The 14,383-nt window shown below is 37.3% G+C and carries 11 protein-coding genes; 7 read left to right on the top strand and 4 right to left on the bottom strand.

What is annotated here, in order from left to right:
* Nucleotides 1-144: 144 nt before the first annotated feature.
* The 4 genes from IM793_RS10620 to IM793_RS10605 all read left to right on the top strand — a co-directional run bounded on the left by IM793_RS10620 (nucleotide 145) and on the right by IM793_RS10605 (nucleotide 4,223).
* Nucleotides 145-1,071, top strand: a complete 927-nt coding sequence (locus IM793_RS10620) for a lysophospholipid acyltransferase family protein (RefSeq protein ID WP_193421168.1) — start codon at nucleotides 145-147, stop codon at nucleotides 1,069-1,071.
* Nucleotides 1,072-1,154: 83 nt separating this feature from the next.
* The gene (locus IM793_RS10615; RefSeq protein WP_193421165.1) at nucleotides 1,155-2,345 is read left to right on the top strand and encodes a serine hydrolase; all 1,191 of its coding nucleotides are present in this window, start codon (nucleotides 1,155-1,157) and stop codon (nucleotides 2,343-2,345) included.
* A gap of 223 nt (nucleotides 2,346-2,568) precedes the next feature.
* A complete protein-coding gene (locus IM793_RS10610) occupies nucleotides 2,569-3,612 on the top strand; it encodes a hypothetical protein (RefSeq protein WP_132398905.1) in 1,044 nt (347 codons plus the stop codon).
* A 44-nt stretch (nucleotides 3,613-3,656) separates the two neighbouring features.
* Nucleotides 3,657-4,223, top strand: a complete 567-nt coding sequence (locus tag IM793_RS10605) for a thioredoxin family protein (RefSeq protein ID WP_193421163.1) — start codon at nucleotides 3,657-3,659, stop codon at nucleotides 4,221-4,223.
* Between the two features lie 214 nt (nucleotides 4,224-4,437).
* Here the strand turns inward: IM793_RS10605 and IM793_RS10600 are convergent, their stop codons facing one another.
* The 4 genes from IM793_RS10600 to IM793_RS10585 all read right to left on the bottom strand — a co-directional run bounded on the left by IM793_RS10600 (nucleotide 4,438) and on the right by IM793_RS10585 (nucleotide 8,538).
* Complete coding sequence (locus IM793_RS10600) at nucleotides 4,438-4,998, bottom strand: type 1 glutamine amidotransferase domain-containing protein (RefSeq protein WP_193421161.1); 561 nt, start codon at nucleotides 4,996-4,998, stop codon at nucleotides 4,438-4,440.
* 241 nt (nucleotides 4,999-5,239) lie between these two features.
* The gene (locus IM793_RS10595; protein ID WP_193421159.1) at nucleotides 5,240-5,986 is read right to left on the bottom strand and encodes a glycosyltransferase family 2 protein; all 747 of its coding nucleotides are present in this window, start codon (nucleotides 5,984-5,986) and stop codon (nucleotides 5,240-5,242) included.
* A gap of 3 nt (nucleotides 5,987-5,989) precedes the next feature.
* Nucleotides 5,990-7,135 carry a YhcG family protein gene (locus tag IM793_RS10590; RefSeq protein WP_193421157.1) on the bottom strand — a complete coding sequence of 382 codons (1,146 nt, stop codon included), beginning with the start codon at nucleotides 7,133-7,135 and terminating at the stop codon, nucleotides 5,990-5,992.
* Between the two features lie 122 nt (nucleotides 7,136-7,257).
* On the bottom strand, nucleotides 7,258-8,538 hold the full coding sequence (locus IM793_RS10585) for a glycosyltransferase family 4 protein (protein WP_193421155.1): 1,281 nt from the start codon (nucleotides 8,536-8,538) through the stop codon (nucleotides 7,258-7,260).
* A gap of 170 nt (nucleotides 8,539-8,708) precedes the next feature.
* Between IM793_RS10585 and IM793_RS10580 the strand changes: the two genes are divergently transcribed.
* The 3 genes from IM793_RS10580 (at nucleotide 8,709) to IM793_RS10570 (ending at nucleotide 14,383) form a co-directional block, all read left to right on the top strand.
* A complete protein-coding gene (locus IM793_RS10580; protein ID WP_193421153.1) occupies nucleotides 8,709-11,906 on the top strand; it encodes a S41 family peptidase in 3,198 nt (1,065 codons plus the stop codon).
* 190 nt (nucleotides 11,907-12,096) lie between these two features.
* Complete coding sequence (locus tag IM793_RS10575) at nucleotides 12,097-12,846, top strand: bifunctional 2-polyprenyl-6-hydroxyphenol methylase/3-demethylubiquinol 3-O-methyltransferase UbiG (RefSeq protein ID WP_193421150.1); 750 nt, start codon at nucleotides 12,097-12,099, stop codon at nucleotides 12,844-12,846.
* A gap of 7 nt (nucleotides 12,847-12,853) precedes the next feature.
* On the top strand, nucleotides 12,854-14,383 hold the full coding sequence (locus IM793_RS10570; protein WP_193421148.1) for a rhomboid family intramembrane serine protease: 1,530 nt from the start codon (nucleotides 12,854-12,856) through the stop codon (nucleotides 14,381-14,383).

Genomic DNA, 14,383 nt, shown 5'->3' with positions numbered 1-14,383 from the left:
AATTGATTTTTAATCAGATCTGCCATTTTCTGTCAGCATTTTTTCATAAAACTTATGGGAATAAAAAACTAACAATCGGATGGCAATTAATTTTGCCCTCTGCTTTAATTTTGTGTCTTTCCAAGCAAACTAATCGTTCCCATCATGATTAATAAAGGGTTATCCAAAATGGGTATATTTTTATTAAATATGCTCTCGCTGTTTCCGCTATTTATTTTATATAGATTGGCAGATGTATTTTATGTGTTAATTTTTTATGTTTTTGGCTACCGTAGAAAAGTGGTTAAAGAAAATCTGGTTAATGCTTTTCCAGAGAAAACCACCGCTGAAATTTATGCTATAGAAAAACGGTTCTATAAATTTTTGGCTTCACTTTTTATCGAAGTGATCAAAATGAAAAGCATCTCCAAAAAAGAGCTTAATAAAAGGGTGAAATTTAAAAATACCGATCTGGTAGAAGCCTATCTTAAAAATAACGAAAGTGTAATTTTCTGTTCATCACATTATGGCAATTATGAATGGGTATGCATGGCTATTGGTTTAAACTTTTCCGGCAAACATTACCCAATTTATAAACCGCTGAGTAGTGAAGCTTTTGATAGTTGGTTCCTGAACATGAGAAGTAAATTCGGTAACAATATGGTGTCGATGCGTCAAACTTTGAGGGCTATTCAATCGAGTAAAAATGAGGCGACCATGTTTACTTTTGGAAGTGACCAGGCTCCTTCAAAAGATGAATCAAACTACTGGACCATGTTTTTAAACCAGGAATCGTCGATCCAATTGGGTGTAGAAAAAATTGCTAAAAAAACCAATCGTCCTGTTTTTTACCTAAAGATAAATCATTTAAAAAGGGGCTATTACGAAGTAGACTGTGTTCCGATCTGTTTAAATCCTGATGAAACTGCTGAATTTGAAATCACTGAAATGCATACCCACTTTTTGGAAGATATGATCAAAGAAGCGCCGGCTTATTGGTTGTGGAGTCACCGAAGGTGGAAATATAAACCAGTGCCGAAAGTTTCGAAAGTTACTGCCGAAGATCAGATTATAATGGATACAATGGCTTAAGGCATTACTTTGTTTTAAGTGATATCTAATATTGTACAGCATAATTTTTAAATATTTTATATTTGAGAACATAAATGCTGCTGATGAAAATCTTCAAAAAAACACTCTTAATCCTGATATATTCCTTCTTTTTATTGCTTTTTATGCTCCTGCTCTGGAAACCATACCTCAGAAGGGTATTAAGATATAGAACGCCCAGTGCCGAAACTTATAAAATTTTTCCACAGGAAGTTTCACATAAAAGTGATTCGGCTTTTCATTTTATCAGACCTATAAAACAAAGGAATGATCTGGATACACTTCATGTATTAGATGGAAATAACCGATCCATTTCCTTAAAAGACTATTTAAAAAATGGACAGGTCAATGTTTTTATCGTAATTAGGAATGATAGTGTTTTATATGAACGATATGATAAGGGTTATAGCGATAGTACCTTAAAGAGTATATTCTCGGGAGCTAAGAGTATGATTTCTATTGCTATCGGTCAGGCATTGGCAGATCATAGTATTAAGAGCTTAGATGATAAAGTAACACAATACATTCCTGAATTAAAATCGAACCCTGCCTTTGCGCAAATTACTTTAAAAAATCTCCTGGAGATGAAATCGGGACTTGAATTTCAGGATGCGTTGGGTGGGATTGTAAAGGCATTTTTCTCTGATGAAGCCAAATATTATTATACTGATGATATGAAAGCGCAGTTGATGAAAGTTAAACTGGTAAATAAGCCCGGTACGGTTTGGGTCTACAAAAGTATCGATCCGATTTTATTAGGCTGGGTTTTAAAGAAGGCAACGGGTAAATCAGTAGCGCAGTATTTTGAAGCAAATGTGTGGAAACAGATCGGCACTCAATATAATGCTACCTGGGGGCTAGATCAGGTAAACGGTTTAACCAATACTGCCAGCCGGTTTCAGGTAACGGCTATTGATTTCGCTAAAATCGGGCGTTTATATTTGAATAAAGGGAAATATCATGGAAAGCAGGTTGTGCCGGAAGATTGGGTAAATCAATCTGTTAATATTGGTGCTGAAAAACCAGCATCCGCAAAAGGCTGGCAAAAATCAGCTCATCATTACCTTTGGTGGATTCCGCAGGAAGGGAACAAGGGAGATTATGCTGCTGAAGGTATGCTGGGGCAAAGGCTGTATATTGATCCGAAAACGAATACTATTATTGTGCAATTCGCCGATCATAGAGCAGGTAATTATCCTTACCGGAAAATCAGCAGGTATCTGAGTGGATTCCCATTCAGTTATCCGAAGGGTTAATAACTACTGAGAACACCGAGTTTTCAAAGAGAAAGATGAGTTAAGCAGACTATTCGTTCGCTACGGACTCAGGAATAGATAATATTTCCGTGTGTTCCTTGCTTTCGTGGCCAATATATTATTTCACATTTAAACATTCTCTGTTTTCTCTGTGATATTTATTCGTGAACTTTGTGATAAAAAAATATATACATATTTCCATAAAACAGTACATTGCCTCTGCATGGAAAACAACGATGTAAAAATTTCAAAAAAGAAGCCGATTTTTCCGGTTACACCTGCTTTGCAGAAATATTTGCGTACTTATCAGCGCGAAGCCAAACTGCCCATCGGTTATAATGATCTGATGCAGTTTAACGAGGCTTTCCCTTTAATGGATAAGTTTGGTAAAGATTCGCTCTGGGAAGGGCCGATTTATGCGCAGGATCTAATTGAAAGATTGCACGATGGTTTGAAAGAAATTTATGCAAATCTTAAAGCATCGGGTAACCTGCGTATTGTTGAACATAAATACATCGATAAAATAGAGTATTGTACTTTTGGCAATACCCATCCTTTCCGTATCCGGATTGTAAACCGTTTGAATGATGTTTATGATTACTTCTACATTAAAAAAGCGGATGCCTCTCGGATTTACGGTTTAGAGATGGAAGAAATCCTGTCACCAAATCAGGTAAATTACCTGGTAGATGGCAATACCTTGGTAGAAGAGCATATTGCCGGGATTCCAGGAGATGTTTTTACAAAAGGACAGTTGTATACTCCAGAGTTTAACCCAACCCGTATTGCAAAAGAGTTTGTGAAGTTTAACGAGCGTTGTTTGATTATGCTTTTGGGCGACATGCGTGCTTATAATTTTGTAGTACAAATTACACCAGATTTTGATGATATCCAGTTCCGTATCCGCGCTATAGATTTTGATCAGCAGTTTTACGAAGGCAACCTGAAGGTTTATTTGCCCCAGTTTTTTAAAGAGAACCTGCCTTATGTAAAAATGAGCATGGAGCAATTGACGGAGAAAACCGTATTGCAATACCAGCAGGAAGAACGCTCGTCTATTGTGCACCGGGTGAGGAGTGAGCGACACCGATTAACTGATCTCCGCGACGTTTCGAACAAAGAAGAACTCACCACGCCGGAAAATATCGCTTTGTTAAAACAGGGCATGAGCGATTATTTTAAGGATACGAATTATCTGCGCTGCAAAACCATGACCGACATTATCGAACTGAATATTAAAAATATCATCAGGCAGGTAAAGCTTTAAGAAATAATTGGTTAAATTACATCTCAAAATCAAACCTTTATGTTATGAAAAATATAATTCTTTACAGTTTTTTTATTTTATTCGTTAGTACTGCTTTTAAACCTGACGTACCACCTGCAAGTGCCGATGCGATATTAACCAGCGCAATTGCCAAAGCGAAAAAAGAAAAGAAGTATGTTTTTGTATTATTTCATGCTTCCTGGTGTGGCTGGTGCCATAAAATGGATGATAGCATGAACGATCCGGAAATTAAAGCTTATTTTGAGAAAAGTTACGTAATTGAGCATTTAACGGTATTGGAATCGAAAGGAAAAGAAAATCTTGAAAATCCTGGTGCTGCCGAATTGTTGAAGAAGTACAAAAGTGATGGTTTCGGCATTCCGGTGTGGTTTATTTTTGATGCCAATGGCAAATTAATTGTTGATTCACATCTCCGTCCCGAGGGCACTGGATTGGAAGTAAAAGGTCAAAATATCATTGGTTGCCCTGCTTCTAAGGAGGAAATAAAGGCCTTTACAGATGCGCTCAAAAAGACCTCTAAATTAAATGATGCAGAATTAGCAAAAATAGCTGAACGTTTCAGAAAAAACGATCCAAAATATAAAGGGTAATTACAAAGAATTGTTTAATCCTCACTGACCTTTTTAGTGGTGTTGGATGTTACATCCAATATTGAAAACGGTTCTGTCAGGTAATTCCATTTTATAGAGAATAATGCTCCATCAGATGGTAACATCTGACGGCACAAAAGAACAGGTTAAAATAAAAACGGCTGGCAATTTGCCAACCGTTTTTGAGTGAATCTAGAAAGAGCGTCCAAAGTTTTTAGGCGTGTTGCCCTTCATGAACACCTTCGGCAAATTCCTCTACAATTTTATCATTAAAAGCAGGTAAATCTTTAGGTGTACGGCTCGTTACCAAACCCTGATCTACCACAACTTCTTCATCTGACCAGACTGCGCCTGCATTGATTAAATCCTGTGAAATGTTTTTCACTGAAGTCATTTTTCTGCCTTGAACCACATCTGCATTAATTAAAGTCTGAGGTCCGTGGCAAATAGCCGCGACAGGTTTTCCATCAGCAAAGAACGATTTTACAAACGCGATCGCATCTTCGTTAACGCGTAACTGATCAGGATTGATTACGCCGCCTGGTAAGAGTAATCCGTTATAATCATCAGCATTTGCTTCTGCAATGGTTTTATCTACATCAACTTCTATTGACCAGTGGTCTTGATCCCAGGCTTTTATTTTTCCGCTTTTTGAGGAGATAATGTGAACGGTTGCTCCTTCTTCTTTTAACCTTTTAACTGGTTCGGTTAATTCTACTTCTTCAAATCCGCTTTCTGAAAGTACAGCAATAGTGCGGTTACTTAATTGTCCCATAATCTTTAATGTTTTTAATAGGTGATGTATTAAAGACAGCTAGGGAAAATTATTGTTTTAGAAATTTGAGATTAGGACGGCATCTTATATAGTCCAAACCATTTAACAGGATCTAATGGGGCGGCGTCATCTCGACTGAAGTGCAACGAAATGGAGAGATCTTTGAACTAAATTAATTTACATAGATTTCTCGGCTGCGCTCGAAATGATACTTCGATATTAACATATTGGGCTAAAATACCTAATCATTTGTCTTACGGTGTTTAACAAAATACAAGGCCAGATTGCCAGCAATAATGATGTGGTTAAAAATATTAGGTATCAAGCCATAATATTTAGTAAATATTTTAAACCGCTCTTTTAAGCTCTCGCGGTGTTTTTTCTTACTCATGCCACCAACCAGGTATTTGGCTACATAACGGTGAACATTAACAATGTTTGAAGCTTTTTTCGCTGCTTTAATAATCCAGTCTACATCGGAACTGTATTTATAGGTTAAATCGTAAGGAGTAATAATGCTGCGGCGGATATAAATTGCCTGATGGCTGATGTTCATGCCATATTTAAAGCTGGTCCAATCAAATTCCTCGGGTGCTTCATGTCTTCTGCGGCCAAGATTTTCCCAGTTATCGTTGTACATTTCTGTTTCCCCGTAGTAAATATCGGCACCGGGAGCAGATGCAAAAATATCTTCTACTGTTTGTTCGTCATAAATCTCATCACCTGAGTTCATGAATAATACATAATCGCCTGTTGCCAGAGCCAAACCTTTGTTCATGGCATCATAAATGCCTTTATCGGGTTCTGATACGATTTTCGAAATCTGATCTTTATAACGCTCAACAACCTGTAGCGTACCATCAGTTGATGCGCCGTCTATTACAATATATTCAATTTTTTTATAGGTCTGGTTAAGAACAGAATGTATGGTACGTTCAATATCGCGAACGTTATTATATACAATGGTGATGATTGTTAATTTGGACATGGGTTAATCCATTAGTTTTTTAAAAGTTTCAGCATCTGGGATTAAACCTTTAAATGCTTTAGGTAATGTTGCACTGGTTTTGTAGGTAGAAACACCCATTGCTTTGTTAAAATCGCGGAATGAAAATTCTACAATTTTGTTTTTCTTTTCTTTGCAAAGTATGATGCCGATTGATGGCTGCTCGTGTGGCTGTTTAACATATTCATCAAGAGCAGATAAATAGAAATTCATTTTGCCCAGATACTCAGGTTTGAATTTTCCGGTTTTTAGTTCGAAAACAACCAAACATTGTAAACGGCGGTTAAAAAACAAAAGGTCTAAGAAATATTCTTCGTCTTCAACAATCAATCTATACTGGTTGCTAATAAATGCAAAATCGGTACCTAACGACATTAAGAACTTTTTGATGTTCTGCACTATGCCACTTTCTAAAACCCGTTCATCTTGCTCGTCAGTATCTTCTATATTAATAAAATCTAACAGGTATTCATCTTTGAAAGATTGTAGCGCTTTGTTCCTTATCTCTTCGTTAGAAATCGTTTTTAAAAAGTTGTTGGGTAAACTACCCGAATTGCTAAAAGATTTGTTTTTAAGTTGATGTTTTAAGGTAGCTAAGCTCCAGAATTCTGTAGCTGTTTTTTGGATGTAGTATATCTTTTCCTCTAAAGTTTCAGTAGCTTGGATGAGCTCTACATGATGTGAAAAGCTTAGTTTAAAAAAATGATTTTCAATTTGGTCCAACAGTGTTGGTCTAATTTTAACTATCTCATTATCATGGTTTTGTATTTGGTCCAACAGTGTTGGTCTAAATTCAATTTCTTCAATATCAATGATGGATAATTGTCCCTTTGCCGATGGCTTGGTGAGGAAATATTCTTCCCAGGATTCAAAAAAGAACCTCATTCTTTTTATGCCTGTAGCTGAGAATCCTCGTAAACCTGGTAGTTCGGCCTGTAAATCGGTAGAAAGGTTATCAATCACCTTTGCTCCCCATTTCTCTTTTTTTGTCTTTTCTGAAATAAACTTACCAACCGTAAAATATAACAGCAAAAGTTCTTTATTTACTAAAGTAGCAGCTTTATACCGGCTCGATAAAATAGCCGATTTTAATGCCTTAATACTTTCAGAATAATTTGCGATGCTTTCCATTAAACAGTTTCAGTTGGTATAAATTTAATAAAGATTGACCAAATTTTTATTTATAGAAAAGAAAATGTGATTTTGCCAACCGAATTGTAAATAGAAACCGTAAATTTTATTAAGATATTGAGTTATTTTGGCTGTAAATCAATCATTGTTTCGTAAAGATGGATATGCTCTGCAGCAATAACTTCTTCAGAGAAATCGGTTAAAATACTCAACCTTGCTGCCTTTTGAATATCTTCTTTATTTGGGCGGTGATACAGCCACTCAATGCCATTTGCCAGATCTTCGGCATTCTGGTATTCGGCCAGGTAGCCATTCTGCATGTGTTTCACCATATCCGGAATCCCACCGGTGGTAAAAGCAACAACAGGCGTAGCGCAGGCCAAGCTTTCCATTACTGTATTGGGTAAATTATCTTCAAGGGAAGGTGTAATAAAAGCATCGGCGGCAGAATAACACTTCGCTAAATGATCGTCTTTATTAATAGTGCCTAAAAAGGTAGTTTTGAAAGGGAATTCTGGCATTTCTGCATTTTCCTTGTTTCCGAAAATAACAAGTTCAATATTCTCTTTTTGTATTCCGGCCCTGCGCGATAGAATTTCCAACGCCTCGATTAAATAGGGCGTTCCTTTGTGTTTGTCGTTTTTTGAAGGCATAAATCCACTCATCAATACAAACTTATCAGGATTGATTTTTAAGATTTTTTTCGCCTCTGATTTCACATAGGGCTTGAAAATTTTAGTTTCGATGGTATTAGGGATAACAGTTGCTTTTCTGGTACCCAATAAACTGCTAAACTTTACTGATGCAGCCATCCATTTGCTCGGTGCCACAATATGAAAATTTAATTCGGTATAAGCTTTTTGTTTACGTAGCCAGGTTTTGTGAGAAATATCGTTTTTTCCACTGATTTTTAAAATCGGGCAATTACCACACTGGTGATGAAAGTTTTCGCAGCCATAACGCACATGGCATCCACCCGTAAAAGCATTGCTATCATGAAAAGTCCACACAATCGGTTTTTCCAGTTCATCAAGTTGTGCTAAAAATTTAGGATTAAGAAAGCCGTGGTTTATCCAATGTAAATGGATAATATCTGCATTTTTAACATCAGGATGGTTTATAACCGAACGGCCAAACCATTGCAGACTAAAGGGTGTTTTCACCGATTTGCTGAGCCATTTGGCGAAATATCTTTCTGATAGGATGTTATAAACGGCCTTGGCTTTTTGAAAGGGTGAATTGCTGAAAGTATCTATTTTGGGGTTTTGACCAAATTTATAGTAAACCAATACTTTTGAATCGATTCCACTCGCCTTTAGGGCGTCACTTAAGCGCAAACAGGCCCGTCCTGCTCCGCCATTTCCATCATAGGTATTTAGGTGTACTACTTTCAAATCGATCAAAAATACATTTTATTGTTTACGAATATAAAATCTGTTGTGTAATTTCATCCTAATATTTTTTATTGCTTTTTAATTGTAGGATGGAGCCTTTGATGTTTATAATCATATCTGAATTTAATGATTATTTTAACAAGAAGGGTTCAGACATCCAAAGCCAAACAAAATAAATCATGATCAAATCCCTGCTAAAATCGCTTGCGACACTCGCATTTTTACTGCCCGTTCATTCATTTGCCCAAGGTCAAACCTACTTTGCAGCATACCCTGCTTTAACGCCCGATGCACAAACAATAGTATTCAGCTATGATGGCGATATCTGGAAAGTGCCGGTAAAAGGAGGTGTAGCATCGCGGATTACCGCCATGCAGGGAGAAGAAATTAATCCAAAAATATCTCCTGACGGTAAGTGGCTTGCCTTTTCATCCAATCAGTTTGGTAATTATGATGTGTATGTTATGCCTTTAACAGGTGGTGACATTAAACAGTTAACTTTTAACGATGCCGCAGATGAAGTAGACAACTGGAGCTGGGATTCGAAAACAATTTATTTCACTTCTGGGCGCTATAATTCTTTTTCAAGCTATAAAGTAAGTGTAAGCGGTGGTACTGCTGTCCGCTTATTCGACAATTATTTCAATACTACGCACCACATTGCCGAATCGCCAACGGGAGAACTGTTTTTTAACGATACCTGGGAGAGCTATCGTTTTACCAACCGTAAACATTACAAAGGGGCTTATAACCCAGATATTCAATCATACAATCCAAAATCAAAAAGCTATAAGCGTTACACCGATTACATTGGGAAAGATTTCTGGACGAGTGTTGATCAGAAGGGAAATGTATTTTTTGTGTCGGATGAGGGAAATGATGAATATAACCTATATACTTTCATTAATGGCAAGAAAACAGGTCTAACCAATTTTGATACCTCTATTAAACGTCCATTTGTTTCTGCCAATGGAACTACCGTTGTGTTTGAAAAAGATTATCAATTGTACATTTATGATGTAGCTTCAAAAAAGACAGAAAAAGTAAATATCAGCACTTCGCGCAATCAAGTGTTGAGTAAAGAGCAAGAGTATGATGTCCGCGGAAATATTTCTGCATTCGATGTTTCTACTGATGGGAAAAAAATGGCTTTTATCTCACGTGGTGACGTGTTTGTGAGTGATGCCGATGGAAAGTTTATTCGCAAAATTACCAATAGTGGCGAACGTGCTCTTGAATGTAAATGGCTGGCCGATAACAAAACGATTTTGTTCAGCCAAACGGCCAATGGTTATCAGAACTGGTTTACCATTACTGGTGATGGCAAAGGATCGGTAAAACAGCTTACCAAAGATAAAGCAAATGTGCGCGACATCACTTTAAATAAAACCAAAACGATGGCGGTATATCTGAGCGGAAGAAATGAGCTCAAACTGATGGACCTTAAAACTTTCGACGCAAAGACATTGGTCACCGATGAGTTTTGGGCTTTACAGAACGCTGCGCCGAGTTTTTCGCCTAATGATGAATACGTACTTTTTACCGTTTACCGTAATTTTGAGCAGGATATTATGGTGCATAATATTAAAGGCAATAAAACCATTAACTTAACCAATACCGGCGTTACGGAAACCGGTCCTGCGTGGTCGCCAGATGGCAAGTATATTTTTTTTACCAGTGCCCGTACAAAACCAGCTTATCCAACGGGGATGCAGAATGCGCATATTTACCGCATGGCCTTAAACAATTACGATGAACCTTATCGTTCTGATAAATTCGACGATCTGTTTAAAGAAAGCAAACCAGCACCAACAGATGTTAAGCCTGCTGCACCTGAAAATAAAAATGATAAAAAAGCAAAATCCGATACGGTTAAAAAGAAAACCGAAGTTAAACCTACACCTAAGCCTGCCAATATAATTACCATTAATACTCAAGATATCCTTGATAGAATAGAATTGGTTGGTCCTTCGTTTGGCGGCCAGTACGGAACTGATGCTTATGCCAAGGGCGATAAAACCTATGTCTTTTATTCCTCTAACCATGAAGGTGGTTCCCCTGGTCTTTATCGTACCACCATTGAGCCTTTTGAAACCAATAAAACTGAAAAAGTTGCCGATGGAGGTGATTACTCCATTATTTCGGCAGGGGATAAATTTTTCGTTTTATCAAGAGGAACAATCAACAAATATAGCTTAGAAGGAAATAAACTTGATCGGGTAGACCACGGTTATAAATTTACCAGAAACCTAAATGCTGAATTTAACCAGATGTTTTATGAAACCTGGGTAGGTTTAGACGAAAATTTTTACGACGAAAAATTTCATGGCGTAGATTGGGATAAAATGAGGACACGTTATGCTGCTTATTTGCCCTATGTAAATAACCGGAGTGATTTGAGAATTTTATTGAATGATATGCTTGGCGAGCTGAATTCTTCACACATGGGTTTTAATAGTGCAGGTACAGAGGAACGCAAAAACCTTAATTACATTACCAATGAAACAGGGATCATCTTCGATAACGAAAATCCTTTAAAGGTAGAACGTATTGCCGCTAAAAGTAATGCTGCCCGTACCGGAACAAATATTTTAGCCGGGGATATTTTAACAGAAGTGAATGGCGTTAAGGTAGACGAAAAAATAGACCGCGATTATTATTTCAGTAAGCCATCATTGGATCGGGAAATGACGTTAACCTTTAAACGCAATGGAAAGGATGTTTATGTAAATGTACATCCTGAAAGTTCTGGCACTTTGCGCGGAAATCTTTATGACGAGTGGATTAGCCAAAATCATAAGAATGTAGACAAATGGAGCAATAACCGGATTGCCTATTCTTATATGAAAAACATGAGCGGTGGTGAGCTGGAAACTTTCCTTTTGGATATGGTTGCACAGGAAGAAAATAAAGAGGCCATCATCCTTGATCTCCGTTACAATACCGGCGGAAACGTGCACGATGATGTGCTGAAATTCCTTTCTCAGCGCCCTTATTTAAAATGGAAATACCGTGGCGGTAAAATGGCACCTCAAAGTAATTTTGGTCCTGCAGCAAAACCGATTGTGCTCCTCATTAACGAACAATCTTTAAGCGATGCAGAAATGACGGCCGCAGGTTTTAAACAACTGAAACTGGGAAAAATTATCGGTACGGAAACTTACCGCTGGATTATTTTTACCTCTGCTAAAGGTTTGGTTGATGGTTCTTCTTACCGTTTACCATCGTGGGGCTGTTATACTATGGATGGCAAAAACATTGAAAAAGAAGGTGTAAAACCCGATATTTTTGTGAAAAACACTTTCGAGGACCGTCTCGCGGATAAAGATCCTCAACTCGAAAAAGCAGTAGCAGAGATTTTGAAGGATTTGAAATAGGTTAATCGGGCATGCTGCAGATTGTTTTATTGCTGGATTGTTATATTGTTGACTACCGATCATAAAGCAATTTTCGTTTTCTAGCTATTTGCCGAATAATCTAGCAATAAAACAATTTAACAATCGAGCAATCGAAACCTTTCAACTTTAACATACTTTCCGTTTCTTTGAGGTTGGAATTATTTAATACATGGCAAATTTATTAACCGACAGGGCTTTTTGGGTAAATTATTGGGAAAGTAAAAAAGGACTCGCGGTTCAGTTACCTTCAAACTATTTATTTCATAGCCAGCTGGCAGATGTTATCCAAAAAGATCAGGTTAAAACGGCCATAGAGCTGGGCGGTTTCCCTGGTTATTATGCTGTGTTCCTGAAAAAGTATTTCAAACTTGATGTTACCCTTTTAGATTATTTTGTTCACCCGCCTGCAGTAAATGAACTTTTGGAGAAGAACGGTTTAACCGAAAAGGATATCCACATTATCGAAACCGACCTGTTTAATTATACGCCTGAGAAACAGTATGATCTTGTACTAAGCTGCGGTTTAATCGAACATTTTAATGATACTGCCGACATTATTAACCGCCATATCGCTTTTGTAAAACCTGGTGGTACTTTATTTATCACGCTGCCGAATTTTAAGGCCGTTAATGGTTGGTTCCAAAAGAATTTTGATAAGGAAAACTACGATAAACACAATATCAATAGCATGGATCCGGCTTTGTTGAAATCAATCTGTGAGCAGGCTGGCCTTAAAGAGGTAAAATCAGGTTATTTTGGCCGTTTTAGTGTATGGCTGGAAAATGAGAGCCAGAAATCTGCTGGTGTTCGTTTATTTAAAAAAGCTGTTTGGCTGACCGGAAAAGTATTTACAAAGATTATCCCATTCGAAAGCAAAAGTCTATCACCTTACATTATCTTAGTAGCGAAAAAAATCTAAATGCACTATGTCAATTAGTTGGGGTTACTCGCCTAAAATTGAAAAATTTATTCCTCTGGCCGATTTTCCGGCAGACAAATATTTAATCGTAGCTAAGCAGGCTATCGAAAATTTGGGCTGGAGCCTTAGTCATGTTTCTGAAAATGGGTTAATTGCATACACGCCCATATCTTTTCAATCGTATAGTGAAGAAGTATCTATCCGTATCCATGGGAATTTCGCTGTAGTAAAGAGTGAGTGTGTAGGTCTCCAGATGTGGTTTAACGATTATGGGAAAAACGATTTAAATCTCGAAAAATTTTTCCATGAGTTTGAATATGTAGAGTTTCACCTGAAAGATGTTTGGGAAGAAAGTTTGTCTAAATTTCAACAGTTCATCTCAACTCAAGATGATTATTATTTCGAGAAAGGGCCTTTGGCAACGAAAAACAAGGTCAAAAATGTTTTCTTCCTGTTTTTTCCTCAAAAAGGCTATGCCGTAACACCAATTATTGTTCTTCTCAATACCTTATATTACCTCTCAATTATCTTTTTTTCGGTTGTGTTTATTGCTCATTTTTCGTTAAAAACCGGAAATGCATCCCAAGATGATTATATTGAAGAAATAAAACAGTTATCGCTAAACTTTGGTGTTAATCAACGAAATCTGGTTCTTGACGGCCAATATTGGCGCTTAATTACCTATCAATTTATACATGGATCGGTTTCGCACTTGTTTTTTAATATGTATGCCCTGGTTTATCTGGGTTTAATGATCGAAAATAAACTGGGCTGGAAAAAGTGCCTCTTCATTTATCTAATGAGTGGAGTTTGCGGCGGTTTAGTGAGTTTGATTTTTCACCAGGAAGGGGTGATGATGGGCGCCTCAGGGGCAATTATGGGCTTATACGGGGCTTTTATTGCTTTATTGGTTAATAAATCTTTTGAGCGCAGGGCAACCCAGGCTTTATTGGTAAGTACGCTTATTGTATCATTATTGGTGCTTATAAATGGCGCATTTGGTAAAAGAGTAGATAATGCAGCACACATTGGTGGCTTTGTTTCAGGCTTTATTTTTACCTATTTGCTTAACTACAAATGGGACAAAACATTCGAAGTTAAAACCTGGGCAAGATATGCGGTATCAGTACTTTTATTTTTAATGTTTTTTAGCGGAGTGCTTCATTTTAGTCCAAAGTATGGAACAGAGGAATACCGCAAATTAAAAGATACTTTTAACGGGAATCTGGGTTCTCTGAACGGTATTATGAATTTAAAAATCTCTTTGCCTAAAGATGTTAAGCTCGCTTCTATCAAAGAAGACGGTATCATCCCCATGGAGCGGAATCTGGCTGTGATTAAGCAAATGCAGGCCTTAAATTTAAAGCCTGAAGATGCTAAAGAACGCACTGAAAAAATAAAACTGAGTAAGGCATCACACCGGGCCGTACTGTTAATGTATAGAGACATTAAAGCCGATAGTACTTATCGCTACAGCAAAGAAACTTCTACTGCGTTGGCTAAAGTATTCGAAATCCTGTATAAAGTAAAAGAATAA

Origin of the sequence: Pedobacter sp. MR2016-19 (genome assembly GCF_014947265.1) — a bacterium.
In the GTDB taxonomy this organism is placed as follows: Bacteria; Bacteroidota; Bacteroidia; order Sphingobacteriales; family Sphingobacteriaceae; genus Pedobacter.
The sequence above is the reverse complement of the archived record's forward strand: the minus strand, read 5'-3'. Positions and strand labels throughout refer to the sequence as shown.